Origin of the sequence: Kribbella pratensis (assembly GCF_004366075.1) — a bacterium.
Taxonomy (GTDB): Bacteria; Actinomycetota; Actinomycetes; order Propionibacteriales; family Kribbellaceae; genus Kribbella; species Kribbella pratensis.
In genome coordinates, this window is record NZ_SODU01000004.1 from 721,659 (window position 1) to 746,424 (window position 24,766).

23 protein-coding genes are annotated in these 24,766 nt (G+C 68.9%); 11 read left to right on the forward strand and 12 right to left on the reverse strand.

Going from position 1 to position 24,766, the window contains the following annotated elements:
* Window positions 1–202 precede the first annotated feature (202 nt).
* The 3 genes from EV137_RS35820 (at window position 203) to EV137_RS35830 (ending at window position 2,762) form a co-directional block, all read left to right on the forward strand.
* Window positions 203–1,150: an ABC transporter ATP-binding protein gene (locus EV137_RS35820; RefSeq protein WP_238175778.1), complete on the forward strand. Its 948-nt coding sequence runs from the start codon at window positions 203–205 to the stop codon at window positions 1,148–1,150.
* Window positions 1,151–1,284: 134 nt separating this feature from the next.
* Window positions 1,285–2,181 (forward strand): ABC transporter ATP-binding protein, encoded by an 897-nt coding sequence (locus tag EV137_RS35825; protein ID WP_238175779.1) that lies wholly within the window; start codon window positions 1,285–1,287, stop codon window positions 2,179–2,181.
* A gap of 50 nt (window positions 2,182–2,231) precedes the next feature.
* Complete coding sequence (locus tag EV137_RS35830; protein ID WP_134132558.1) at window positions 2,232–2,762, forward strand: hypothetical protein; 531 nt, start codon at window positions 2,232–2,234, stop codon at window positions 2,760–2,762.
* Here the strand turns inward: EV137_RS35830 and EV137_RS35835 are convergent.
* On the reverse strand, window positions 2,759–3,799 hold the full coding sequence (locus tag EV137_RS35835) for a LacI family DNA-binding transcriptional regulator (RefSeq protein ID WP_134012868.1): 1,041 nt from the start codon (window positions 3,797–3,799) through the stop codon (window positions 2,759–2,761). The two genes, EV137_RS35830 and EV137_RS35835, sit on opposite strands and share 4 nt — an antisense overlap.
* A gap of 111 nt (window positions 3,800–3,910) precedes the next feature.
* Here EV137_RS35835 and EV137_RS35840 point away from each other — a divergent pair, with 111 nt between their 5' ends.
* Window positions 3,911–4,939 (forward strand): glycoside hydrolase family 43 protein, encoded by a 1,029-nt coding sequence (locus EV137_RS35840; protein WP_134132559.1) that lies wholly within the window; start codon window positions 3,911–3,913, stop codon window positions 4,937–4,939.
* A 2-nt stretch (window positions 4,940–4,941) separates the two neighbouring features.
* Here the strand turns inward: EV137_RS35840 and EV137_RS35845 are convergent, their stop codons facing one another.
* On the reverse strand, window positions 4,942–5,199 hold the full coding sequence (locus EV137_RS35845; RefSeq protein WP_134132561.1) for a Beta-galactosidase C-terminal domain: 258 nt from the start codon (window positions 5,197–5,199) through the stop codon (window positions 4,942–4,944).
* Window positions 5,200–5,853: 654 nt separating this feature from the next.
* Between EV137_RS35845 and EV137_RS41655 the strand changes: the two genes are divergently transcribed.
* Entirely contained in the window at window positions 5,854–6,012 is a 159-nt protein-coding gene (locus tag EV137_RS41655) for a hypothetical protein (protein WP_238175780.1), read from the forward strand.
* Between the two features lie 39 nt (window positions 6,013–6,051).
* Here EV137_RS41655 and EV137_RS35855 read toward each other — a convergent pair whose 3' ends face one another.
* Together EV137_RS35855 and EV137_RS35860 are read right to left on the reverse strand one after the other, a co-directional pair.
* Window positions 6,052–7,266, reverse strand: coding sequence for an acyl-CoA dehydrogenase family protein (locus EV137_RS35855; protein WP_134132563.1), 1,215 nt, complete (start codon window positions 7,264–7,266; stop codon window positions 6,052–6,054).
* Window positions 7,266–8,570 carry an acyl-CoA dehydrogenase family protein gene (locus EV137_RS35860; protein WP_134132564.1) on the reverse strand — a complete coding sequence of 435 codons (1,305 nt, stop codon included), beginning with the start codon at window positions 8,568–8,570 and terminating at the stop codon, window positions 7,266–7,268. The genes EV137_RS35855 and EV137_RS35860 overlap by 1 nt, the downstream gene beginning before the upstream one ends.
* A gap of 85 nt (window positions 8,571–8,655) precedes the next feature.
* On the opposite strand from EV137_RS35860, the gene EV137_RS35865 reads away from it, so the two are divergent.
* From EV137_RS35865 to EV137_RS35880, 4 genes are read left to right on the forward strand one after another with little or no spacing between them, the layout of a single operon-like run.
* Window positions 8,656–9,642 (forward strand): LacI family DNA-binding transcriptional regulator, encoded by a 987-nt coding sequence (locus EV137_RS35865; RefSeq protein WP_134132566.1) that lies wholly within the window; start codon window positions 8,656–8,658, stop codon window positions 9,640–9,642.
* A 60-nt stretch (window positions 9,643–9,702) separates the two neighbouring features.
* The gene (locus EV137_RS35870; protein ID WP_134132567.1) at window positions 9,703–10,704 is read left to right on the forward strand and encodes an alcohol dehydrogenase catalytic domain-containing protein; all 1,002 of its coding nucleotides are present in this window, start codon (window positions 9,703–9,705) and stop codon (window positions 10,702–10,704) included.
* A complete protein-coding gene (locus tag EV137_RS35875) occupies window positions 10,701–11,666 on the forward strand; it encodes a Gfo/Idh/MocA family protein (RefSeq protein ID WP_134132568.1) in 966 nt (321 codons plus the stop codon). Before EV137_RS35870 ends, EV137_RS35875 begins: the two co-directional genes overlap by 4 nt.
* Before the next feature lie 18 nt (window positions 11,667–11,684).
* Window positions 11,685–12,749, forward strand: coding sequence for a class I SAM-dependent methyltransferase (locus EV137_RS35880; RefSeq protein ID WP_134132570.1), 1,065 nt, complete (start codon window positions 11,685–11,687; stop codon window positions 12,747–12,749).
* On the opposite strand, the gene EV137_RS35885 is transcribed toward EV137_RS35880, so the two are convergent.
* From EV137_RS35885 to EV137_RS35920, 8 genes are all read right to left on the reverse strand, one after another.
* The gene (locus EV137_RS35885) at window positions 12,739–13,983 is read right to left on the reverse strand and encodes an RNA polymerase sigma factor (RefSeq protein ID WP_134132571.1); all 1,245 of its coding nucleotides are present in this window, start codon (window positions 13,981–13,983) and stop codon (window positions 12,739–12,741) included. The genes EV137_RS35880 and EV137_RS35885 overlap by 11 nt on opposite strands.
* Before the next feature lie 123 nt (window positions 13,984–14,106).
* Window positions 14,107–14,514 carry a TIGR03668 family PPOX class F420-dependent oxidoreductase gene (locus EV137_RS35890; protein ID WP_134132573.1) on the reverse strand — a complete coding sequence of 136 codons (408 nt, stop codon included), beginning with the start codon at window positions 14,512–14,514 and terminating at the stop codon, window positions 14,107–14,109.
* A complete protein-coding gene (locus tag EV137_RS35895; protein WP_134132574.1) occupies window positions 14,511–16,103 on the reverse strand; it encodes a phytoene desaturase family protein in 1,593 nt (530 codons plus the stop codon). Before EV137_RS35895 ends, EV137_RS35890 begins: the two co-directional genes overlap by 4 nt.
* 9 nt (window positions 16,104–16,112) lie before the next feature.
* A complete protein-coding gene (locus EV137_RS35900) occupies window positions 16,113–16,940 on the reverse strand; it encodes an HpcH/HpaI aldolase/citrate lyase family protein (RefSeq protein ID WP_134132576.1) in 828 nt (275 codons plus the stop codon).
* 1 nt (window position 16,941) lies between these two features.
* The gene (locus EV137_RS35905) at window positions 16,942–18,129 is read right to left on the reverse strand and encodes a CaiB/BaiF CoA transferase family protein (protein WP_134012840.1); all 1,188 of its coding nucleotides are present in this window, start codon (window positions 18,127–18,129) and stop codon (window positions 16,942–16,944) included.
* Window positions 18,126–20,114: an SUMF1/EgtB/PvdO family nonheme iron enzyme gene (locus EV137_RS35910; RefSeq protein WP_134012838.1), complete on the reverse strand. Its 1,989-nt coding sequence runs from the start codon at window positions 20,112–20,114 to the stop codon at window positions 18,126–18,128. Before EV137_RS35910 ends, EV137_RS35905 begins: the two co-directional genes overlap by 4 nt.
* On the reverse strand, window positions 20,111–21,013 hold the full coding sequence (locus tag EV137_RS35915) for a ribokinase (protein ID WP_134132577.1): 903 nt from the start codon (window positions 21,011–21,013) through the stop codon (window positions 20,111–20,113). The genes EV137_RS35910 and EV137_RS35915 overlap by 4 nt, the downstream gene beginning before the upstream one ends.
* Window positions 21,003–22,301: an ADP-ribosylglycohydrolase family protein gene (locus tag EV137_RS35920; protein WP_134132579.1), complete on the reverse strand. Its 1,299-nt coding sequence runs from the start codon at window positions 22,299–22,301 to the stop codon at window positions 21,003–21,005. The genes EV137_RS35915 and EV137_RS35920 overlap by 11 nt, the downstream gene beginning before the upstream one ends.
* Before the next feature lie 80 nt (window positions 22,302–22,381).
* Between EV137_RS35920 and EV137_RS35925 the strand changes: the two genes are divergently transcribed.
* Window positions 22,382–23,947: an alkaline phosphatase D family protein gene (locus tag EV137_RS35925; protein ID WP_134132580.1), complete on the forward strand. Its 1,566-nt coding sequence runs from the start codon at window positions 22,382–22,384 to the stop codon at window positions 23,945–23,947.
* A gap of 12 nt (window positions 23,948–23,959) precedes the next feature.
* Window positions 23,960–24,766: a discoidin domain-containing protein gene (locus EV137_RS35930; protein ID WP_134132582.1), complete on the forward strand. Its 807-nt coding sequence runs from the start codon at window positions 23,960–23,962 to the stop codon at window positions 24,764–24,766.

The window sequence follows — 24,766 nt, forward strand, 5'->3', positions numbered from 1 at the left end:
GAGAATCCGAACGAACGAAGCCCGACGGACCCCAACGGAGCCGGAGAACCTCACGATGAGTCAGTTGTACGCGGCAGGCGACGACGTACACGCCACCGCCCGACACGAGGAGTCGCACCTCGACAGCAGTCCGGTGCTGTCGGTCTGTGATCTGGAGGTACAGTTCCCCACGCCACTCGGCCTGGTACGTGCCCTGAATGGTGTGACGTTCGACGTCCCGCGGGGCAAGGTACTGGGGATCGTTGGCGAGTCCGGCTGCGGCAAGAGCGTGACGGCTCGGGCGGTCCTGCAGATCATCGAGAAGCCGGGGCGCATCACCGGCGGCAGCATCACACTGCGCGGTGAGAGCGAGACGACCGAGATCACCGGACTCGGACCGGACAGCAAGCGCATGCGTGCGTTGCGCGGCAGCGAGATCGCGATGATCTTCCAGGAACCGATGAGCTCGCTAAATCCGGTGTACACCATCGGCGCGCAGATCGCCGAGGCCGTACTCATCCATCAGACACCCGACCGCGACGAAGCGCTGCGGCGCGCCGTCGACATGTTGCGCCAGGTGGGCATGCCACACCCAGAGGCGGCCGCGGCGTCCTATCCGCACCAACTGTCCGGCGGCATGCGGCAGCGCGCCATGATCGCCATGGCGCTTTCCTGCAATCCGACACTGCTCATTGCCGACGAGCCGACCACCGCCCTCGACGTCACGACCGAGGCGCAGATCCTCGAACTGATCCGCAACCTGCGCGACCGGGCCGGCATGTCGATCATGTTCATCACCCACAGCATGGGGGTGGTCGCCCAACTGTGCGACGAAGTGATCGTCATGTATCTGGGACGGATCGTGGAACGTGGCAGCGTCGACGACCTCTTTTACGACGCCAAGCATCCCTACACCCGCGCGCTGCTCCGCTCGATACCCCGTATCGGCGGCAACCGCAAAGCTCCGCTGGAGGTGATCGAGGGCTCCGTGCCCGATCCGCACCACCGGCTGGCCGGTTGCCCGTTCCATCCGGGATGCCCGAAGGCGATCCCCGGTCGCTGCGACACAACCGTGCCGGCGCCGAGCACCGCAGGACCGGGACACACAGTGCAGTGCCACCTCTACCAGGCCGACGAGATCGGACACCCCGAGCGGGCGGAGAACGTATGAACGAGCCACTCCTCGAAGTCGCCGGATTACGAAAGTACTTCCCCGTGCGCGGCGGTTTCCTACGCCGTCCCGTCGGCGAGATCAAGGCGGTTGACGGGGTCGATCTCACGGTGAACCGGGGTGAGACCGTCGCCTTGGTCGGCGAGTCCGGCTGTGGCAAATCCACGACCGGCCGGACGATCGTCCGGCTGGAAGAGCCGACCGCCGGCGAGGTCGTGTTCCACCACCCCGAACGCGGTCCCCTGCACTTGGAGTCCGCCAACTCCCGTACGCTGCGTGCAGTTCGCCCCCACCTCCAGATGATCTTCCAGGATCCGTTCGCCTCCCTCGACTCCCGGATGACTGTCAGCAGCATCATCGCCGAACCGCTCGTCATCAATAAGACAGCGACCGGGCAACGGCTGAAGGACCGCGTCGCGGAGCTGCTGTCCCTGGTCGGCCTGCGTCCCGAGCACGCGAACCGCTACCCGCATGCCTTCTCCGGCGGCCAGCGTCAGCGCATCGGGATCGCGCGGGCGATCGCTCTCAACCCGGACCTGATCGTTTGCGACGAGGCAGTGTCTGCCCTCGACTTGTCCGTGCAGGCACAGATCCTCAACCTCCTGGAGGAGCTGCAGCGCCGGCTGGGCATCGCCTATCTCTTCATCAGCCACGATCTGTCGGCCGTCGATCATATCGCCGACCGGGTGGTGGTGATGTACGTCGGGCAGATCGTGGAGAGCGGCCCGGTCGAGCAGCTGTACAACGCGCCGAAGCACCCATACACCGAAGCGCTGCTGGCCGCAGTGCCACAGCCCGACCCCCGGGTGCGAACCCGTCCTAAAATTCTGACCGGCGACGTGCCCAGCCCTGCGAATCCGCCCAGCGGCTGCACGTTCCACCCACGCTGCCCCTACGCTCAGCCGATCTGTGCCGCGGAGACCCCGCCGCTGCTGCAGGTCGGCGAGGGTCGCGCCTCGGCCTGCCATTTCGCAGACACGCTGCCGCTCACGGGCGCCGTCGCGGCAATGTCACCGCCCGCCGGTTTGTGACGTTCGGCAAGCGTTCCCGTAATCATCAGTGGGCGTATGACAGGAGTGCCATGTCCGACGACGCACCGCAGTTCACCGGCATTACCCGCTACCACGACCCCGGAGGCCGATTCTCCTTCCGCTACCCCTGGGACTGGTCGACCGAGAGCCTTGATGAGGGCCGGGATGGAGTAATGCTCACGCCCGAGGCGAATGACCCGGGCACGTATGTTGCCGCCTGGGTCAGCAGGCTGCCGACCGTTGTGAGCGCCGACGATCTGCCAGAGCTACGAGACGCCTTCGACTCCGGTCTGGGCAGCCTGCCCGAACTGCATGTCCTTGAGGCCCACGAAGACGCGGTGGGTGGGGCGGTGACAGTGACGCGCGCCGTCATGTTTCGCGACGCTGAACACATCCGGCAGCGCTGTATCCGGTCGCTCTGGGCCGGCGAGACTCAACTGATCTTCGTGTATCAAGGCGCAACGCCTCGTGCGTACGAGTACTGGCTCTCGATGGGCAATTACTGCTGGGCCACGCTCGAGCTCGCCGAAGAGATTTGGTACAGCGCAGATCCGGAGCTGAGCCGATCGCGGCAGTCTTAACGTGACCCGACAGGCGAAGAGTCCGTGCTCTGGCGCGGCGGTGCGGTCGACTCGCGCCAAATGACCTCCGCCACCGGGCCGCTCCAGGGCTCGAGCTCGGGCCCGCCGACGGCTTTGATGAGCCGCAGCGCCGCATTACGCCCCACTCCCTCCAGGTTGATGCGGACGGTAGTGAGCGACGGAGGAAGGAACCGGCACAGCTCGTTGTCGTCCCACCCGGTCACGCTGAGGTCACCGGGCACGTCCAGGCCGCGTTCGTATGCACCACGCACCACCCCGGAGGCGACCACGTCATTTGCGGCAATCACCGCCGTGGGTAGCCGGTCGGCGTCCAGCTGCAGGATGGCCTCCACTCCGGACTCGCCTGACCAGTCACCGTCTGACACCCCGACCGACTCGAGTCCGAACCGGTCGATGGCCTCGAGGTAGGCAACTTTGCGAGCCCGGGCCGACGCGAACGCTTGGTCGCCGGCGACGTGCAGGAACCGCCGGTGGCCGAGGTTGGCGAGGCGTTCGATCAGCTCGGTGACCGGCGTTGCGTCGGTGAGCTCACCGATGCTCCGCATGGCATCGTCGAACTCAGGCGTGACGACGACGGCGGCACCACTCGGCAAGTTGTGCCCGTTGCCCGCCGCCATCGGCGTCAGCGACAGCACTCCATCCACCTGTCCGGACCCAGCGAGTTCGAGGACACGCTCAGTCAGCGTCGCGGCGGAGCCCTCGACGCTGACGACCTCGACCACGCGTCCTGCCTCGTGGGCTGCGGCAAGGGCGCCGGACAGCAGGCGCGCCTGATTGTAGGTGGTGACGGGCATGACGACGGCGAGTCGGCCGGTACGCCGGGTACGCATCGAGCGGGCCATGAGGTTGGGCCGGTAGCCGAGCTCCTCGACGGCAACATCGATGCGCTCGAGTGTCGCGGGGCGCAGGCCCTGGCGTGACTTCAGATATCGCGAGACGGTCTGGTGAGAGACGCCGGCCAGACGAGCCACCTCCTTGATGGTGGGTCGCCTGGTCGGTGCGGAGTATTCAGTCATGGATAGGTCCCCTCGTGCCTGAGTGCACCCTATTGCCCTACGTGAAAAAGTTCATTACGGTCGTGACAGCCAAAGTGAACGTTCACTATTCTGTACCACGGGGGAGCCTCCATGCCAGATCCGTCACCGCCCGCCTCAGCGACAGTCGAAGGCGAACCATTCGACGGCTATCTGTTCGCATACTTCACTGGAGAGGACAAACACGACGGCGAGCAGATCTACTTCGCCGCCACACGCAGCCAGGACCCGCGGCTCTGGGACACGCTGAACGGCGGACAACCGGTTCTCACTTCCACGCACGGCGAGAGGGGTTTGCGCGACCCGTTCCTTCTGCGTGCGTCCTCCGGTGACCGGTTCTTCCTGCTCGCCACGGACTTGCGAATCTTCGGGAGTGCTGGGTGGCGCGCCGCCAAACGCGTCGGAAGCCTGTGCATCGAGGTATGGGAGTCGTCCGATTTGGTGAATTGGTCGTCGCAACGCCACATTCAGGTCTCCCCTGACACCGCCGGCTGCACATGGGCACCGAAGGCACACTTCGACCCGCGACGCGGCGCCTATGTCGTGTATTGGGCGTCGCGGCTGTATGCCGAAGGCGACACGGACCGCGTCGAGGAGACCCACGAGCGCATGCTCTACGCCACAACCCGCGACTTCCGAACGTTCAGTCCTCCGCAGATCTGGCACGACCCAGGGCATCCTGTGCTCGATGCCACGGTGGTCTTGGACTGCACCACCTACTACCGGTTCACCAAGGATGCACGGGCCCGTGGCTGGTCTGAACCCTGCGGCTCGTTCATCACGCAAGAGAAGTCCACGCGGTTCACCGGCGCCGAGTGGGAACTGGTCGCCGAGTCTGTCGGACGTGGTGACGCCACGCGCCCTGGCGTCAGCGAAGGCGAGGGGCCGACCGTCTTCCGTTCCAACACGGAACAGAAGTGGTACCTGCTCGTCGATGAGTTCCGCGGCCGGGGCTATGTGCCGTTCGAGACTTCTGATCTGGCTGGCGGGGTATGGCGCCACGCCGACGGATTTCTGCTGCCGCAGGGCGCTCGACACGGAAGCGTCCTGCCGATCACGCGAACTGAACTGGAGCGAGTACGCGCACACTACGGCGCAGACAATGCCCCACTAGGCAGGTGAGGCTATGCCTGCGGTTGCGTCGCGAGTCGCCGTACGACGGCTGCGTCGCCCGCGTCCAGAACGAGTGAGTCTCCGGCCTCGACCGCGCGGCCCGAGAGGAACTCGATGCCCGCACGGTCAAGCGTGCACTCTGCCTTCGTGGTGCCGTGGTTGAGGAAGAACAGACAGGTGTCTCGCTCGGTGACCTCGACCTCGCTTGGCACCTGGTGGACGGGACGCACACCGGCACGGTCAAGCACCACGGTCACGACGGTCACCATGGTCGCCAATCCCTCGTCGTCCACTTGTGAGCACGACGAAGGCCGCGATCCCCTTGCGAGTAAGGGTTTCGCTCATCGTTGACACAGCATGGTCAACCCCAGCTGGAAATCAGCTGGTTCGGGTTCGGCAGTCACGTTGAGGACGGTCCGTCGATCAGCCGCGGCCTCCTGGATCGGCTCGAACACGCGCAGCTGCAAGCGCAGAAGTCTTGCGCGCTCAAACGTTGAACTCGGTCTGTGTTTGCGGGCCGAGGAGGCACAGGTGGCGTTTGCGAAGGATCAGTGGACGAGGGCTGTCAAGCAGTCCGATGGGAAGATCAAGCGGGAGCGGGACAAAGATCGTGAGGACTATCGCGATCCGAACGCTCGACGGCGACGTCCAGGAGCATGACCTGATCTTCAGTTGGCCAGACGGTCGACACCTCAACGCGCGTCTTCATCACGAGCTCGTGTGGAAGCCCGCGCTTGCAGCGGTCGGCGTGATCCCGCCGCCATACAAGGACAACCGTGGCCGCCGGCGCTTCAAGACCGACCGTACGACCAGGCTGCACGCGCTCCGTCACTACTTCGCCAGCATCACGCTCGCGGAAGGGGGTCAACATCAAGGAGCTTTCCGAGTACCTCGGGCATCACGATCCAGGATTCACGCTGCAGATGTACACGCACCTGCTGCCGTCGTCCTACGACCGTGCTCGGCAGGCGGTGGATCGTCGGCTGGAGCGACTTGCTCGGCGGCTGACGGAGCAGTCACGGAGCAGGGACGACCAGGGCCCGGATCTCGACGACATCGATCGAGGTCCCGGCCTGCTCTGAGAGGAAGTCAGAGCAGGCGGGAAGCCGTTGCGAACAAGGCTATTTGAGCTCGGCGGACGTCTTGCCCAACAGCCGGCGAGCGACGATCAGTTGCTGGAGTTGCTGGGTGCCTTCGAAGATGTCGAGGATTTTGCTGTCTCGGGACCATTTTTCGAGGAGGTGGTGTTCGGAGTAGCCGAGGGAGCCGGTCAGTTCTACGCAGCGGAGGGTGATGTCGTTGGCGGCGCGCCCGGCTTTGGCTTTGGCCATGGAGGCCTGGAGGGAGTTGGGTTGGCCGTTGTCGGCCATCCAGGCGGCCTGGAGGGTGAGGAGGTAGGCGGCTTCCCAGTCGGCTTCCATGGCGAGGTACGTCGCGGCCGCGGCGGACTGCAGGTGGACGGGGCGGTCGTAGTCGATCTGCACTCCGGCGTCCGACAGCAACTCGCGGGTGAGTTCCAGGGACGCGCGGGCGCAGCCGACAGCCATCGCGGCGACGAGCGGGCGGGTGTTGTCGAAGGTCTGCATGACCCCGGCGAAGCCCTTGTCGATGTCCGCGGATCCCAGCAGATTCTCGCGCGGGACGCGACAGTTCTCGAAGCGGATCGTCGCGGTGTCGGAGGCGCGGATGCCGAGCTTGTGTTCCAGTCGTTCGACGGTCATGCCGGGCGTGTCCTTCATGACCACGAACGACTTGATCGCGGCCCGGCCGAGCGACTTGTCGAGCGTCGCCCAGACGACGACCGCGTCGCAGCGGCCGCCGGCGGTGACGAAGATCTTCTCGCCGTCGAGCACGTAGTCGTCACCGTCGAGCCGCGCGGTGGTCCGGATGCCTGCCGAGTCCGAGCCGCATCCCGGTTCGGTGATCGCCATCGCGGCCCACACGCCGTCGAAGCGCCGCAGCTGTTCGTCCGACGCGACGGACGCGATCGCCGAGTTGCCGAGGCCCTGGCGCGGCATCGACAGCAGCAGCCCGACGTCACCCCAGCACATCTCCATGATCGACAGCACCGACGACAGGTTCGACCCGTTCGCGACGCCGTCCACGATGCCGTCCGAGGCGGCAGCGGTACGCCGTACGCCGGAGGCACCCGCGCCGGAACCGGTGCCCGAGGCACCTAATCCGTCGACCATCGCGGCGAGCATGTCCAGCTCGACCGGGTACTCGTGCTCGGCCAGGTCGTAGCGGCGCGAGTTCGGGCGCAGCATCTCGGCCGCGACCTGGTGCGCCTGGTTGACGAAGGCCCTGAACTTGCGAGGAGTCTCGAGGTTGATCATCAGACCAGCACCGCACCTTCCATCACGCCGATCGCCCGCAGGTCGCGGTACCACCGCTCCACCGGATGCTCCTTCACGAACCCGTGCCCGCCGAGCAGCTGTACGCCGTCGGTCCCGATCTGCATGCCCTTCTCGGTGCACAACCGGCGCGCCAACGCCACCTCCCGGGCAAAGGGGAGGCGTTGGGAGGCCCGCGATCCGGCCCGGTACGTCACCAGCTTCATGCCCTCGAGTTCGATCCCGATGTTCGCGACCATGAACGCCACCGACTGCCGATGGCTGATCGGCTCGCCGAAGGCTGTCCGTTCGTTGACGTACGGCGTGACGTAGTCGAGCACCGCCCGCGCCGTACCCAGCGACAGCGCGCACCACCCGAGCCGCGACAACCGCACGCACTCGGCATAGTCCTCCACCGATCCGAGCGGGACCGCCGGAACGTCAGCGAGAATCACGCGACTCAGCGACGCGGCCCGCAGACCCATCGACGGCTCGGCCTCGATCGTGACACCGGGATGATCCGGCTCGACCACGAACAACCGCGGCCCGGCGTCGGTCTGCGCGCCGATGACGAACAGCTCCGCCTCGGCGGCCCGCGGAACCAACGACTTCACGCCGTTCAGCAGCCCGCCGGTGCACCGCGTCTGCAGCTCGAAGGGATCGAACAACGGCCGCGGCTCGAGCAGCGCCAGCGCCGCCGCCGGTACGGACGACCCGGTGAAGGCCGGCAGGTACGTCGCCTGCTGCGTCTCGTCGCCCCACAGCGAGATCGCCGTACTCACCGCGGACGGCGCCAGACACGCCACTGCCTGCCCCAGGTCACCGTACGCAAGTGCCTCGGCGACCAGTACGCCGGTCATCGCGGATCGCTCGGTGACGATGCCGCCGAGCTCCTCCGGGACCTCGATCAGGCTCAGCCCGAGCTCTGCCGACGACTCCAGTACCTCGGGGTCCGTGGTGCACGCGGTGTCCGCGGCGGCGGCAGCGGGACGCAGTACGTCGGCGGCGAACGAGCGCACGACGTCGACCATCATCTGCTGGTCCTCGGTCGGCGTCAGGTCGAACCGCCCGGTCCCCTTCGCCGCGGGCAGCCGGGACGGCGCGGCCAGCTTCGAGGCCGCCGAGAAACGCCGGGACAGCGCGCCCGCCGTCCGGAAACCGGTCTTGGTCGCCTCGAACACCGCCCGCTCGGCCGGTTTGCGCAGCCCGAGCCGGTCGATCGCCCGCCACTGGGCCAGCCGGTTCAGCAGGGCGACCCCGACCCCGATCGCGTCCCGCCGCCCACGCGTCCGCTCCTCGATGCTCATGCCGCTACTGTAAACCGAAGTTACAACCCAGGTCACGCTTTACCCGTTGTAACCTGACGAACCCAGGCTCAGAAGGAGTGCAGCGGTGGCGGTCAGCATGTCCGACGTGGCCCGGCACGCGGGCGTCTCGCAGCGGACCGTCTCGAACGTGGTGAACAACTACGTCCACGTCTCCCCCGCGACCCGGGCACGGGTCCAGGCCAGCCTCGACGCCCTCGGCTACCGCCCGAACACGGCTGCCCGCAGGCTGCGCAGCGGCCGGACCGGCACCGTGACGCTGGCCGTCCCGACCTTTCGCGAGCGGTACTTCGCAGACCTCGCCGAGGCGGTCGTTTCCGCCGCGAGACAGCGCTCCACGACCGTTCTCGTCGAGACCACCGGCGGGCGCCACGAGACCGAACTCGAGCTGCTCCGGGGCGGCGGCGAGATCCTCACCGACGGCGTGATCATGAGTGCGGTCTCCCTCGGCCGCACCGATCAGCGCAGTACGCACCCGGTGGTCCTGATCGGCGACCGCGAGCCGGGCAGCGCGATCGACCACGTCGGCATCAAGAACCGCGAGGCCGCCCAGGCCGCCGTCACCCATCTCCTCGACACCGGCCGCCGGCGGATCCTCCTGCTCGGCGCGAAGCACGGACCCAGGCGCTCGTACCAACTGCGCAGGCAGGGCTACCAGGCGGCCTTGAAGAAATACGGAATCGAACCCGAGCCGGCGCTGGTCGTCGAGTGCGACTGGACTACCGCGGCGGCTGCCGACGCCGTCACCGCGCTGCTCGCCGAGAAAGCGCTCCCCGACGGGGTCTTCGCGATGAACGATTCCGCCGCGCTCGGTGCCCTCCGCGCCCTGGTCCGCGCCGGAATCGACGTACCGGGTCAGGTCTCGGTGATCGGCTTCGACGACATCGTCGAGGCGGGTCTGTCCACACCGTCGCTCAGCACGGTCGCACCGCTGCTCGACGACATCGCGAGCATGGCGCTCGACCTGCTCGAGGAACAGCTGGACGAGGATCACGTCCCGCAGCACCGGATGGCCGGCTACGAGCTCCGCGTCCGGGAGAGCACCGGCCGCTGACACAACGCTCACCGGCAACCCCTTGTGGGCAGGATTTGCTACGTAGTAAATTCCGGCAGCATGACGCGTACCGCCCTCGCCCCCAAGTTCACCGGGGCCGGCACCATCGAGTTCGCGGACCACGAGTACCCGGACCCCGGACCCGGGCAGCTCCTCCTCGCCGTCCAGGCCAACGCCCTCTGCGGCACCGACCGCCACCAGTACTACGACGGCTCGTCAGTCGTCCCCGGACACGAAGCCGCCGGCACCGTCCTGCAGACCGGGGACGGCACCACCACACCCGTCGGCACCCGCGGCGCCGTCTTCCTGATGGACTTCTGCGGCGAATGCCGAAGCTGCAAGTACGACGCGACCAACCAGTGCCTCGCCAAGCGTGCCGACATGGGCTTCACCCAGGACGGCGGCTACGGCCCCTACGAACTGGTCCACGAGTCCAACTTCTTCCCGATCACCGACGACATCGAAATCGGCAACGCGACGATGCTGCTCGACGTGATGGGCACCAGCAGCCACGCCCTCGGTCGCGCAGCGCTGGTCCGGCAGGACGTCGAGAGCGTCTACATCGCCGGCGCCGGACCGATCGGGCTCGGGCTGACCGTGATGAGCAAGCTGAAGTACGACGTACCGGTGTACATCTCCGACTTCTCCCGCTGGCGGCTCGAGTTCGCGGAGTCGTTCGGCGCGATCCCGTTGCTCGCCGACGATCTCACCGCGGCCGGCCACCCTGACCTCGCGTTCGACGCGTCCGGCAAGGAGTCCGCCCGCCGCGCGGCGCTCGACATCCTCAGCCCGCGCGGCGCCCTGATATGCGTCGGCCACGGCGAATCGGTCACGCTCGACGTGTCCGGCGACCTGATCAGCCCCGAGCGTGCTGTCCTCGGCAGCGAGTACTTCCGGTACGACGAGATGCCCGGCAACCTCGCGCTCCTCCAGGATCATCAGGAGCTCATCGGACGCGTGATCAGCCACCGCTTCCCGGTCGCGGACATCGCCGAGGCGTTCCGCCTGTTCATGGCCGGCGAAACGGGCAAGGTCGTAGTCACCCAGGACGGTGCCTCGTGAGGGTCGCGGTGGTCGGCGCCGGCGGCTGGGGCGAGCACCACGCGCGCATCTTCTCCCGGCGCGAGGACACCGACCTGGTGGCGGTCTGCGGCCGCACACCGGCCCGCACCCAGGCACGGGCCGCGATGTACGGCGCGACGCCGTACACCGATCTCGACGAGATGCTGCGCACCGAGCGCCCCGAACTCATCACGGTGTGCCTGCCGAACGAGGACCACTACGACGTCACGCTGAAGCTCGTGCGTACCGGCGTACCGCTGCTGGTCGAGAAGCCGCTCGTCTTCGACCTCGCCGAGGCGGACACGCTAATCTCCGAAGCCGGCGACCGGTTCTTCGCGATCAACTTCAACCACCGGTACGCCGAACCGGTACGACGCGCGAAGGCCCTGACCGACGCGGGCGAACTGGGCGACCTGATCTTCGCAACCTGGCGCTTCGGCGGCGAAGCGAACTACGGCCGGTCGCCGCACGCCAATCTGATCGAGACCCAGTGCCACGGCTTCGACATGCTCGAACACCTCGTCGGCCCGATCTCCGCGGTCTCCGCGCACCTGACCGACAAGACGTACGGCGCGTTCAGCACGCTCGCGCTCGCGGTCGACTTCGAGAACCGCGCGGTCGGCACGATGCTCGGCACCTACGACTCGTCGTACGCCTACCCCGACACGCAACGCATCGAGATCAACGGCACGAAAGGCCGCCTCGTCATCCACGACACCGTCCGCGCGCTGACGTTCTCCAAGGCCGGCGACCCGGTCGAGCAGCGCTGGCATTCGACGTACTTCGACGACGAGGCCCGCAACTTCGGGGGCACCTTCGACCGCCACGTCGACGCGCTGCTGACCGCACTCCGCGCCGGCGACCAACCACCCGTCCACGCCCGCGCCGGCCGACGGGCCCTCGCCCTAGCCCACGCCGCCATCCAATCCCACGAGACCGGCCGCCGGGTCAGAGTCACCTGACATCAGTACGATCCGTTCATGGACCGGACCGACGCACTCGTCGAGCGGATCTTCCGGAACGCCGGAGCCGCGCTCGAGCTCTACTCCATCTACCTCGGCGAACGCCTGGGCCTGTACCGGTCGCTCGCTGCGCAAGGCCCGGCGACGTCGGTCGAGCTGGCCGAACGCACCGGCACCAACGAGCGCTACATCCGCGAATGGCTGGAGCACCACGCAGCCAGCGGACTCGTCGACGTCGACGACGTCACCGCTGCTCCCACCGTACGGCGCTACACCCTGCCGCCCGAGCACGTGCCTGTGCTCGCTGATCCGGACCACGTCGACTACCACGGCTACAAGGGAGTCGAGCTCGCCCGAGCGGCCCGAATGCTGCCCGACCTCGTCGAGGCGTACCGCACCGGTGACGCGCCGCCGCACCAGCCGTGGGAGCCAGAAGGACGGGCGGAGTTCAACAGGCCGACGTACCTGAACCTCCTCGGCAAACAGTGGCTGCCCGCCATTCCCGAGATCGACGAGCGACTCCGCGCCGACCCACCGGCCCGGGTCGCCGACTTCGCCTGCGGCACCGGCTGGTCGTCGATCGCGATGGCCCGGGCCTATCCGCGCATCACTGTGCACGGTCTCGACCTCGACGAGGACGCCATCGCCGCAGCAACCCGGCATGCACTCGAGGCCGGACTGAGTGACCGCGTCACCTACTCGGTCGCGAACGCCTCCGACGCCTCACAGAGCGGCCGGTTCGACCTGGTCACGGTCCTGGAGGCCCTGCACGACATACCGCGACCCGTCGACGCGCTGCGGAGCGCGCGGCAGCTGCTGGCGCCAGGCGGTTCGGTGCTGATCCTCGACGAACTGGTCGAGGACGAGTTCACCGCCCCGGCCTCGGAGCTCGAGCGGTACCACTACGGCTGGAGCCTGATGTCCTGCCTGCCGGATGCGATGGGCGATCCGGAGTCGGCCGCGACCGGTGCGGTGATGCGGCCGGCGACACTCCGCCGGTACGCCACCGAGGCAGGATTCCGGGAGGTGCAGATCCTCCCGTTCCACACCTCGCTGTTCCGCTTCTACCGACTCATCCCGTGAGCGCGTCGGCCTTCGCCTGTAGGTAGCGCTGTTCCGGGAGGCTCGTCGTACGGCGGGCTGCGGCCAGATAATGCTCGTGCGCCTTGGCCGGGTCCCCCGCGCGCTCGTACAGGTGCGCGCGGACCGCGTCCAGCCGATGGGTCTCGGTGATGTTCTTGTCGTCCTCGAGGGTCGCCAGCAGGTCGAGACCCGCCTGGGGACCCTCGACCTGGGCGAGCGCGATCGCGCGGTTGAGCGTCACCATCGGGTTCGGCGCGAGCTTCTCGAGCAGCAGGTACAGCGCGAGGATCTGCCGCCAGTCGGTCTCGTCCGCGCTCGGCGCCTCCGCATGGACGGCGGCGATCGCGGCCTGCAACTGGTACGACCCGACCGCGCCCTGCTGCAGCGTGTGCAGGATCAGGTCGGCGCCTTCGGTGATCTGCGCGCGGTCCCACAACGACCGGTCCTGCTCGTCGATCGGCACCAGGCCGCCGTCCGCGGTCGTCCGCGCGGCCCGGCGCGAGTCGGTCAGCAGCATCAACGCCAGCAGGCCCGCGACCTCACCGCCGTCGGGCAGCGCGGCTCGCAGCATCCGCGTCAGCCGGATCGCTTCCGCCGTCAGCTCGACCCGTTGCAGGTCCTCGCCTGAGCTGGCCGTGTAGCCCTCGTTGAAGATCAGGTACAGCACCTGCAGTACGACGCGCAGCCGGTCCGCCCGCTCCGACTCGGGCGGCATCACGAACCGGCTGCCGGCCGCCTTGATGCTCTTCTTCGCCCGGCTGATCCGCGGCGCCATCGTCGCCTCCGGCACCATGAACGCGCGCGCGATCTCCGCGGTGGTCAGACCGCCGACCGCCCGCAGCGTCAACGCGACCTGCGAGGCCGGCGTCACGGCTGGGTGGCAGCACAGGAACAGCAAGGTCAACGTGTCGTCGGTGTCCGGTGCCTCGTCCACATCGGCACCCGGCGAAACGAGCTCCTCGGGCCCGGCCATCGCCGCGACGTTGTCCTCGCGCCGCCGGCGCGCGTTCTCGCTCCGGAAGGCATCGGTGAGCCGCCGCGTCGCGACCGTGATCAGCCAGCCCCGCGGATTCGCCGGTACGCCGTCCACCGGCCACTGCGTCGCCGCCGCCAGCAACGCCTCCTGTACGGCGTCCTCACACAGGTCGAACTGCCCGTGCCGCCGAGCCAGAAAACCCAGCACCTGCGGCGCGAGCTCCCGCAGCAGCCCCTCCACACTCACCCGCTCGTCCACCCCCTGTACCCTACGCGTCGATCTGCAGCACGACAGTACGTATACGCCCACTACGCCGGATCGGCGGACCCGCTGAGCGTGAGGGCCGCCGCGCCGAGCGGACACCTCCTGTCGAGCTGCCGATCAGCTGAACGACCAGCCCGACCAGGCGTCGGCTCGGATCGCGATCACCGGGCCTTGCGGCGGGTCGGCGTCGTACTGGGGGTACTTGGCCACCAGCAACTCGACCGCCGCCGGGTGCTCGGGCACCACGTGCGCGGACCCGTCGACCCGGACCCACCACAGGTGCGTCCAGTCCTCGTCGTACTCGTCCACCAGCACGGCGACCTGCTCGTGAGCGGCGATGTTCCGCAGCCGCTTCAGGGCGGTCGTCGACTTCGGCTTCTGATCGATCGCGATGAACAGTTCGTCGCCATGGACGACGTACGTCACCGGCACAATGTGCGGTCGCAGGTCCACGCCCACAGTCGCCAGCCGCCCCACCCGAGCCGCCGCCACCCGAGCCCTACATGCCCCTTCGTCAAGTCTCACCGTTGGAGGTGGCGGAGGGTGGCGGTGGGGAGTTTGCGGGTCAGGGGGCCCAGGAGGGAGGCGTCGCGGAGGGCGGTTCGGGCGGCCAGGTGGCCGCAGGCTCCGTGGACGCCGCCACCGGGATGGATGGCGGAGCTGCCCAGGTACAGGCCGTCGACGAAGGTGCGGGCGCTGCCGAGGCCGATCGTCGGGCGGAAGATCAGTTGCTGGTGGAGCTGCATCGTGCCGCCGCCGACCGCGCCGAGCCCGAGCGCGGCGTTCCCCGACTCCAGCGTGGACGGACGCTGCAGATCGCGGTCGATGACCAGATCGCCGAAGCCGGGGGCGAACCGCTCGATCGCACGTTCCATCCGGCCGGCCAGCTTCTCCGCCGAGGCGTCGTCGGCGATGCCGCGCGGCAGGTGCGCGTACGCCCAGACGGCCTCGGTTCCGTCCGGCGACCGGGTCGGATCCGACTTCGTGGTCTGGCCGATCAACAGGAACGGCTGCGACGGCACCCGCCCGGTGTCGAGATCGGCGGACAGGTGCACGAGGTCGTCGGCCGTCCCGCCGAGATGCACCACGCCGGCCGACCGCGCCTCGGGAGCCAGCCACGGGATCGGGCCGTTCAGCCGGAAGTTCAGCTTGACCGTCGGGTAGTCCCACTCGAACCGGTCGTCCAGATCCCGCCGCAGCCCGCCCGGGATGAGGGCCTGCGGCAACAACTCGCCGTACAGCACCGGCGCGGAGGTGTCCGCGACGACGGCGCGTTCGACGAGCACGGTCTCGCCGGAGGCGGTGCGTACGGCGGTCACTCGGCCCGCGGACACCTCGAGACCGGTCACCGGCGTGCCCGGGACCAGCAACGCACCCGCGCGCTCGGCCCGTCGTACCATCGCGCCGGAGAACGCGGAGGATCCGCCGGCCACGACCGGGAAGCCGACGTCCTGAGCCAGCATCGCGAGCAGCCAGCCCATCGTCCCGCTGACGGCGCCCGACAGCGGCGCGTCCGCGTGCAGCGAGTTCCCGGCGATGATCGCCGGGCCCTGCCGCCCGTCGAACAGCTCCTGGCCCATCCGGTGCATCGGCATCGCCATGAACCGCGCGAACCGCAGCAGCTCCCCCGCCGAACCGAGCTTCCGGGCCAGCTTCACCCCCGGCCCGATCGGCGGCCAGGTAGTGAGCAGCGCCTTCAGCAACGGCTCCCGGATCGACACGTACTGCTGATACAGGCGCACCCACGCGTCACCGTCGCCCGGGTGCTCGGCGCCGATCGACTTCGCGGTGTCCTCCGGATCCGGGTGGATCGCGGCCGCGGCACCGTCGGAGTCGAGCAGATGGACGAGCGGGAGCGGCGCATGCGCCCATTTCAGGCCGAACTTCTCGAGTTCCAGCGCCCGGAGCACCGGTGACGCGACCCCGAGCGGGTAGTTCGAACTGAAACGATCGCTGATCCAGCCGCCGTCCTCGGTCGAGCGGACAGCACCGCCGAACGTGTCGGCGGCTTCCAGCACCAGCACGTCCCAGCCGGCATCGGCGAGCGTGATCGCGCTCACCAGCCCGTTCGGCCCCGAACCGATCACCACGGCATCAACACTGCGCGGCAGCATAACTTGAGCCTAACTTGACCGGGCTTCGATCTCTCGCATGAGGGTGGTGAGCTCGCGGGCGCGGCCGATCATGGCGGGGTCGACCATGCGCCCGTCGGGGAGCACGATCACGCCCCCGTGGGCGACGTCCGCCTTCTCGACGGCGGCCAGCAGCGCCTCCGCCTCGGCGACCTGGAGAGGCGACGGGGTGAACGCCTCGACGATCGTGGCGAGCTGCCGCGGGTGGATCGCCGTACGGCCGACGAATCCGAGCGCGCGGCCTTCCTCCGACGTACGCCGGAGACCGTCCAGGTCCTGCACGTTCGGGTAGACCGACATCATCGGGGCGCCGAGGCCCGCGGCCCGTGACGCCGACACGAGCCGGCCGCGCGCCCAGGCAAGACCCTCAGGGCCGTCCACCCCGAGCGCACTGGACAGGTCCGCCTCACCGAGCGCGACCGCGACGACGCGCGGGTCCGCGGTGGCGATCTCGAACGCGCGCTCGAGACCCAGCGGCGACTCGATCAGCGCGGTGATCCTTGCCGACGGCACCTTTTCCAGGACCGCCTGCACATCGGCCGCACTCTCGACCTTCGGCAACCGGATCCGCACCCCGGGTACGGCGGAGATCGCCGCCAGGTCGTCCGCGATCCACGGCGTGCCGAGCGCATTCACGCGGACCTCCACCGGCCCGTGGGAGTTCACCGCGATCCAGGCCACCGCCCAGCCGCGTGCGTCCGCCTTGTCGGCGACCGGTACCGCGTCCTCGAGATCGAACACCACCAGATCGGGGCCCGCGGCAACAGCCTTCGCGAACCGGTCCGGCCGGTTGGCCGGAACATACAGTGCCGTCAGCACTTCACACCACTCCAGCCGCGCGCAGGGCCGCCAGCTGATCCGGCGTGACACCGATCTCGGCGAGCACCTCGTCGGTGTTCGCGCCGTGCGGCCGGCCCGCCCACTTGATCGCCCCCGGCGACTCCGACAGCCGGAACAGCACGTTCTGCATCTGCACCGGTCCGTCGAGCTCGTCGTCGTCCACGCTGACGATCGTCCCGAGCGCGGCGTACTGCGGATCGGTCATGATGCCGCGGATGTCGTGCACCGGCCCGACCGCGGCCTCGGCCTTCTCGAATTCCTCCATCACGAGCTCCAGCGGCCGCGCCGCGATCCACGAGCCGACCGCGTCGTCGAGTTCGTCGGCGTGCTGGGCCCGCTCCCGCCCGGTCGCGAACCACGGCTGCGCGACCAGGTCCGGGCGCCCGACCAGGGTCACCACCCGCTCGGCGATGCTCTGCGAGCTCGTCGACACGGCCACCCATCGGCCGTCAAGAGTCTTGTACACGTTCCGCGGGGCGTTGTTCGACGACCGGTTCCCGAGCCGCGGCTGCACGTACCCGGTCTGCTGGTACGCCGTGATGCCGCCGCCGAGCATCATCAGGATCGGTTCGATGATCGCCATGTCGATCACCTGCCCCGCCCCGGACCTATCGCGCTCGCGCAGCGCCACCAGGACGGCGTACGCCGTGGCGAGCGCGGTGATCCCGTCCGCGAGTCCGAACGGCGGCAGTGTCGGCGGCCCGTCCGGCTCGCCCGTGACCGCCGCGAATCCACTCATCGCCTCGGCCAATGAGCCGAACCCGGGACGCCGCGACCACGGCCCGACCTGCCCGAACGCCGTCACCCGCGCGATCACCAGCCGCGGGTTCGCCTCGAGCAACACGTCGGGCCCGAGCCCCCACCGCTCCAGCGTGCCGGGCCGGAAGTTCTCGACGAGCACATCATGCGACTTGACCAGATCGAGGAACACGTCCCGGCCGCGGGACAGGTCCAGCGTCGCGAGCCGCTTGTTCCGGCCGAGGGTCTTGAACCAGAGCCCGACGCCGTCCTTCGAGGCGCCGTGCGTGCGCGCGGCATCGGGCCGGGACGGGTGCTCGATCTTCGTGACGTCGGCGCCGAAGTCGCCGAGGAAGGTCGCCGCCAGCGGTCCCGCGAACAGCGTCGCCGCCTCCAGCACCTTCACCCCGTCGAGCGGAGCAGTTCTCATCCGGCGCACCTGAAGCCGATGTTCTCCGAGCGGTCGAGCCCGCCGCCGGTCAGCACCAGCTTGAAGCTGACGTCCGGCTCCTGCGGCCCGCCGTCGGCGTACCAGTCGGAGCCCTCGGCAACATAGTGCGAACCGCCCTTGAGAATGCAGAACCGGCTGCGGCCGTCGCGGTGCTCGCTCTCGGTCAGGTTCCACACCAGCGGCTCGCGCCGGACGAATCCCTCTTCGAGAGCGGCGATCTGCCACTCGTCCTCGGTGGGCAGCCGGCCGCCCCGCCACGCGGCGTACGCCCGCGCGTCCGGCAGGTCGACATACGTCACCGGCTGATCCTCGGTCCCGGGAACGGGAGCACCGTCGATCCAGTGCTGGAGGAACCGGTTCGCGATCAGCGGCCGATAGCCGGTCGCCTGCACAAAGGCCAAGTACTCCGCGTTGGTCACCTCAGCAACAGCCACCGCGACGCCTGGCAACGAGACCTCACGCTCGACCGTCTGCATGTCGTGCAGGCGAGGCGGCAGCGGCTTCCATTCCTCGACGTACGGCGCGGTGTCGTACAGCCCGGTCTCGCGTCGCCGGTGCCGCACGGTCAACGTCCGCTCCCCGGCCGGTACGTCGACCGTCGGGCCGATGTTCGCGTCACCGGACACCGGCTGCGGTGCGATCCGCTCGGCCGGACGCATCGGGAACGCGGACTCGTTGACATGCGCGCGCGGCATCGTGCCCAAGCGGCGGGCCGTCGCGCGGCACGAGGCGCCGGCCGTCGCGCCGACCCGGACGATCCCGGCCACGCCGCGCCCCGGCACGGTCAGGTGTACGCCGTCGTCGTCCGCGGTGATCGGCACACCCGAGGTCACGTCGTACCAGTCGCCGACCTGGTCCTCGGACCGCAGCACGATGCCGTCGAAGTCCTCGTCGTGGCGGTTGATCAGCGTCCAGAACGTGATGTCGGCCAGGTCGAACCGGGACCCGTAGACGCCGTGGTCGCGGGCCTTCTCCGGGATCTCCGGCGTCAGCTGGATCCAGTCGCCGTTGATCAGCACCGGCGCGAACGCCCGCTGGGCGGCGACCATCCGGCGCAGCGTCGCGCGGTCGCGGGCGTTCCAGCCGACCCACGCCGAGAACACCGACTCCCAGACCAGCATGCCGACGCCGTTCACCCAGGCGGACTGCAGCTCGTCGCTGTGGTCACGATTCCACCGGCGGGTGTGGTGCATCATGTGCCGGCGCTCGAACAGGTGCGCCCGCAGCACGCCCGGCGCGTGCGTGTCGGCGAACCACTGCGCCCATGACAGCGCGTGGTCGCTGATCCTTGCCATCGGCAACCGTGACTCGCCCTCCAGCGCGATCGCCGGGTTCGCCTGCCGGATCGCGCGGGTGAACTTCGGGTCGCCCTCCTTCAGGGTGTCCAGGAACACGCCGTCGACCGCGTAGTCCGTGACCAGGGTCGCGAACTCGTCGGCGTCCGAGCGGTCCGCCCGGCGGGTGCCGACGTCCCACGGGTTGTAGTCGAAGAAGACCTTGAGCCCGAGCCGGTGCAGGTCGTCGATCAGCTCCCGCAGGCCGGGGACGTCGCGGTAGAAGTCGAACTGGTTGCGGTCGTCGATCCCGATCACCGGGTACGCGTGCCAGAGCACGATCGCGTCGTACCCGCCGAACTCGGTGACCCCGTGCTCGACGAACTTCTCCGGCGTGAACTTCCCGGTCTCGACGTCGTAGAGCAGGTCGTCCCAGAGCCAGACGAGCGCCACCGAGTACGCCGTCTGGGTCCACTCGCGACCGGGCTCGTCGTAGTGCGATCCGTCGTACCGGGTCCGTTCGATGGCGCCGAACCGCCATTCGGCCAGTTTCGCGCGCCACCGCGGCAGGTCGGCCGGGTCCTCCGGCGCGCCGAGGATCTTGGCGTCGTCCAGGAAGGACAGGTCGGTCCCGAGCCCCACATCGACCCGGGCAGGTCGATCGATGGGCCGCGGTTCGAGCGGATTCACAGGTACACCTCCGCATAACGCGCGTCGATTGCATCCCCGTGAGGCACCGAGGAAATCGCCCCCGCGGCCTGAACACTCAATGAAGCAGCAACGTTAGCGCGTCGGACCGCGTTCGTCAGGTCGCTTGCCGTGATCGCGTCGCTCGCTGACACGGCAGCCAACGTGGCGGCCAGCACCCCGCAGAACGTGTCTCCGGCCGCCGTGGTGTCGACCACGTCCACCGGTACGCCGGGAACCGTGATCTCGCGGTCACCGTTCAGGTCGCGCGTCAGGATCACCGCGCCGGCGCCGCCGAGAGTGACGACCGCGGCCGGCACCTTCTTCAGCAGCGCGGACCGGTCCGCCCCGGCGATCGCCTCGGCCTCGGTCTCGTTCACCACCAGCAGATCGACCTCGGCCAGCAGTTCGTCCGGCAGCTCGGCCGCCGGCGCCGCGTTCAGGATGAAGTAGGACGAGGCGGCCCCCGCGGCTGCGACGGTGCGGAACGGGATCTCCAATTGGGAAAGCACGACTTTCGCCTGTCCGACAGCGGCCACAGCGTCGGCCGACAGCGTCAGCTCGCCGTTGGCGCCGGGCGCGACCACGATCGAGTTCTCGCCGCTCTCCTCGACCGTGATGATCGCCGTACCGGTCGGGGCCTCGCTGGTCGTCGCCAGCGTCAGATCTACGCCCTCGAGCGCCGCCCGCAGCAGCGCACCGCCTTCGTCGTCGCCCAGGGCGACGACCATCGCGGTCCGCGCACCGGCACGCGCCGACGCCACCGCCTGGTTCGCGCCCTTGCCTCCCGGGCCCCGCGTCATGGCTCCCGCCAGGACCGTTTCCCCCGGCCGTGGGATCCGCTGGACAGGCAGCACCAGGTCCACGTTCGCACTACCGACAACCACAACCTCAGGCTCCACCCCGGGCCACCTCCACAGTCCGCCGCGCCAGCTCGTCGATCGCGATCTGGTTCATCCCCGGGAGGCTGGTGGCCACCCGATTGTCCAGTGGTGCAGACCACTCTGCCGGAATCCCCCGCGTCGCGCCAAAAACCCCGCCCACCGTAGCGCCGGCCGAGTCGGTGTCCCAGCCGCCCATCACGGCACGTCCGATCGCCGTGGTGAAATCCGGAGCAGTCAGCGCGTAGGCGGTGAGTGCGGTGTTGTTCACCGCATGTACCCAATGCAGGTCGCCGTACTCCGCGTGCAAGGCGTCGAGTGCCTCGTCCAGCTCGGCATCGGCGAGGGTCAGTCCGAACCGGACCGCGCGGGCGATCGCGCCCTGTCCGCTGATCACGTCCAGGCCGGCGACCGCGGCCTCGACCGGGTCGTCGAGCACGAGAGCGGCGGCCGACATCGCGGCGACCCAGAGTGCGCCGTCGACGCCGGCGCCGGTGTGACTGAGCCGGGCGTCGACGAGCGCGAGTCGCGCGGCCGCAGTCCGGTCGCCAGGATGCGCCCAGCCGTAGGCGTCGGTCCGGATCTGGGCGCCGATCCACTCCCGGAACGGGTTCCCGACGACGGCCGCGCGGGCCGGCTCGACCCCTTCCAGAAGGTTGCGGTAGGCAACACGTTCGGCGGTGAACACGCGGCCGGCCGGCAGTTCGTTCAACCAGCTCTGCGCCACGTCGTCCGTGGTCAGCCCGGGTCCGAACCGCTCCATCATCAGCAGCGCCAGGATCGCGAAATTGATGTCGTCGTCCTCGGGCATCCCGTCGATGACCTCGCGCAGGCTGTTCACCTTCGACCGCCGGTTCCACGGCCACCGCTGCTGCACCTCGTCCGGTACGCCGGCGGCGGTGATGTACTGCGTCAACGGCCACTGCCCGGAACTGGCCAGGATCTCCCGGATGCCCTCGCGCGGGATCTTCTCCACCGGCTTGCCGAGGAGATTCCCGGCCATCCGCCCGAGCCAGGCGTTCAACGTCCGGGTCTCGAGGTCGACCGGCCGGCCCAGCGAGGGCAACTCCGGAATCGCGGGCTCGCGCCACTCCCCTGTCCTGGCGTCGAGCACGTCCAGCAGCTCGCGAGCAAGCGCGCGCAGCGCGGGCGTCGCCGGTTCGTCGGAGGCACCGGACACCGGCGCGTCCGTCGTACCGCCGGCGGCGATCCAGCGGGCCTGCACGTCGGTGACGTCAACGCCCTCCGACCGCGCCTGGACCAGTTGGTGCGGGAGGAGGTCCTCCGGCTGCACCCAGGTCATTCTCATCGGACTGCTTCCTTCCCTTGTTGCGCCAGGCGAAACGCCCACCTGGATCGTTGCATCGGCGCGGGCCGATACTTCGGCCCATGGTCACCCGCCGCAGCTTTCTGACCGCCACGGGCGCTGCCGCAGCGCTCGCGATGACCGGCAACCTCCCTGATCTCGTCGATGCAGCAGGAATACCGCATCGCACCGACAAAAGGCCGCTCTTCACCCTCGGCGTCGCCTCGGGCGATCCGCTGCCGGACGCCGTGGTGATCTGGACCCGGCTCGCACCCGGTCCGCTCGAACCGTTCGGCGGTATGGACGACCGCACCGTGAACGTCGAGTGGGAGGTCGCCGAGGACCAGACGTTCCGCAGAGTGGTACGTCGCGGCACGGCCCACGCCCGTGCGGAGTACGCCCACGCGGTGCACGTCGACGTACGCGGGCTGCGTCCGTGGCGGCACTACTTCTACCGTTTCCGTGCCGCCGGTCAGATCAGCCCGGTCGGTCGGACGCGAACCGCGCCCGCGCCGTCCGACGAGCCGGTCGTGACGATGGCGGTCGCGTCCTGCCAGGCCTTCTACGACGGGTTCTACACCGCCTACCAAGACGTCGTACGCCGGGAGCACGATGTCGTGCTGTTCCTCGGTGACTACATCTACGAGGTCGGTGTCGGCCCGACCGCCGGCGTACGGAACCAGGCTGTCCCGGTCGACTTCGCCGGCGAGATCTTCACGCTCGACGAGTACCGGGCCCGGTACGCGCTGCACAAGACCGACCCCGACCTGCAGGCCGCGCACGCGGCGGCGCCGTGGATCGTCACGCTCGACGACCACGAGGTCGAGGGCAACTGGGCCGGGTACGTGTCCGAGGACGGCATTCCGCACGACGACTTCCTGGTACGCCGGGCCAACGGGTTCCGCGCGTACTGGGAACACATGCCGCTGCGTCTCGACCAGTCCCCCGACGGCCCGTCGATCCGCTTGCACCGCCATCTCCGGTACGGCCGGACCGCCGACCTGAGCGTCCTGGACACGCGGCAGTTCCGCGACGACCAGACCTCGACCGGTGGGTGGCTGCCGCCGGACGCGGTGTCGACCGACCCGGCCCGCACGATCACCGGCGACGCCCAGGAACGCTGGCTCCTCGACACGCTCGGAAGCTCCACCAGCCGCTGGAACGTCGTCGCCCAGCAGGTTGCCATGGCCCAGCTCGATCGCAAGACCGGCCCGGAGCTCGAACTGCCGATGGACACGTGGAACGGGTATGCCGCATCCCGCGACCGCGTGCTCTCCGGTGCCCGCGACCAGGATGTGAGCAACTTCGTCGTACTGACCGGAGACCTGCACCGCAGTGTCGCCTCCGACCTGCGGGTGAACTTCGCGGACCCGTCCACTCCGGCGATCGGGACCGAGTTCGTCACCACGTCGATCTCTTCCGGCAAGGACGGTGTCGACGCGGACGCGACCGGACACGCGCTGCTCGCCGAGAACCCGCATGTCAAGTACCAGAACGTCCAGCGCGGCTACCTCAGCTGCCGCCTCGACCGCACCGCGTGGACGTCGGAGTTCCGGATCGTCGACCGCGTCGTCACACCCGGCGGTACGGCGTCCACCCGCGCCACCCTGGTCGTCGAGGACGGCCTCCCCGGAACCCACCTCGCCTGAACGGACCACCCCATGCTTCGACGCTTGGCCCTCGTCGCCGTCCCGTTGACACTCCTCGTTGCTACCAGCAACAACCAGGTCGAGGTCAGTGCCACACCACAACCGGTCGAGGTCATCCCGCTGCCGTGCTTCCCCGCCGGCAAACTCACCCTCGGCATGACCAACACCGGCCGGAAACCCGCGATCGCCGACATGCGCGTCTCCGGGGACCCCGCACTCACGCTGTCCCGGCACCAGTTCTCCAGCTACCTGCCCGTCGATCAGTTGGTGAAGGCACCGCTCGAGATCACCGTCCCGCGCGACACCGCGCCCGCGACCCACACCGTCAATCTGACCGTCGGCAACGAACACGTCGACGTACCGGTGGTGATCAAGCCCGTCCCGGCGCGCGACAACGTGCTGCTCGGCGAGCAGGCCGTCGCGTCCTCCACCAACGGCAACATGCGGCTGTGCGGCGGCGTCGACGGCAACACCGACTCGGCGCAATGGGGCGCCGGCGGCTGGCACGACAACACCAAGGGCGTCTTCCCCGACACGTACGGCGTCGATTTCGTCCAACCCACCACGATCGACCGGGTCGTACTGCAGACCCTCGACTCGACCACCTACCCCGCCGCGGTGATGGGCATCCGCGAGTTCGACCTCCAGGTCCGCACCGGGAGCACCTGGACGACGGTCGCCGAGGTCCGCGGTAATGTCCAAGGCCGCGTGACCATCACCTTCGAGCCTCGCGCCGTCGACGCCGTCCAGCTCGTCATCCACGACTCCAACGACCACGGGTACTCCCGGATCGTCGAACTCGAGGCCTACCACAACTGA

Bases quoted from the DNA above. Each gene is read 5' to 3' on its own strand.
- EV137_RS35830 (WP_134132558.1), top strand. From the start codon at position 2,232: ATGTCCGACGACGCACCGCAGTTCACCGGCATTACCCGCTACCACGAC.
- EV137_RS35835 (WP_134012868.1), bottom strand. From the start codon at position 3,799: ATGACTGAATACTCCGCACCGACCAGGCGACCCACCATCAAGGAGGTG.
- EV137_RS35880 (WP_134132570.1), top strand. From the start codon at position 11,685: ATGGACCGGACCGACGCACTCGTCGAGCGGATCTTCCGGAACGCCGGA.
- EV137_RS35930 (WP_134132582.1), top strand. From the start codon at position 23,960: ATGCTTCGACGCTTGGCCCTCGTCGCCGTCCCGTTGACACTCCTCGTT.
- EV137_RS35895 (WP_134132574.1), bottom strand. From the start codon at position 16,103: ATGCTGCCGCGCAGTGTTGATGCCGTGGTGATCGGTTCGGGGCCGAAC.
- EV137_RS41655 (WP_238175780.1), top strand. From the start codon at position 5,854: ATGTACACGCACCTGCTGCCGTCGTCCTACGACCGTGCTCGGCAGGCG.
- EV137_RS35920 (WP_134132579.1), bottom strand. From the start codon at position 22,301: ATGAGAATGACCTGGGTGCAGCCGGAGGACCTCCTCCCGCACCAACTG.
- EV137_RS35905 (WP_134012840.1), bottom strand. From the start codon at position 18,129: ATGAGAACTGCTCCGCTCGACGGGGTGAAGGTGCTGGAGGCGGCGACG.
- EV137_RS35870 (WP_134132567.1), top strand. From the start codon at position 9,703: ATGACGCGTACCGCCCTCGCCCCCAAGTTCACCGGGGCCGGCACCATC.
- EV137_RS35925 (WP_134132580.1), top strand. From the start codon at position 22,382: ATGGTCACCCGCCGCAGCTTTCTGACCGCCACGGGCGCTGCCGCAGCG.
- EV137_RS35845 (WP_134132561.1), bottom strand. From the start codon at position 5,199: ATGGTGACCGTCGTGACCGTGGTGCTTGACCGTGCCGGTGTGCGTCCC.
- EV137_RS35860 (WP_134132564.1), bottom strand. From the start codon at position 8,570: ATGAGCATCGAGGAGCGGACGCGTGGGCGGCGGGACGCGATCGGGGTC.
- EV137_RS35855 (WP_134132563.1), bottom strand. From the start codon at position 7,266: ATGATCAACCTCGAGACTCCTCGCAAGTTCAGGGCCTTCGTCAACCAG.
- EV137_RS35840 (WP_134132559.1), top strand. From the start codon at position 3,911: ATGCCAGATCCGTCACCGCCCGCCTCAGCGACAGTCGAAGGCGAACCA.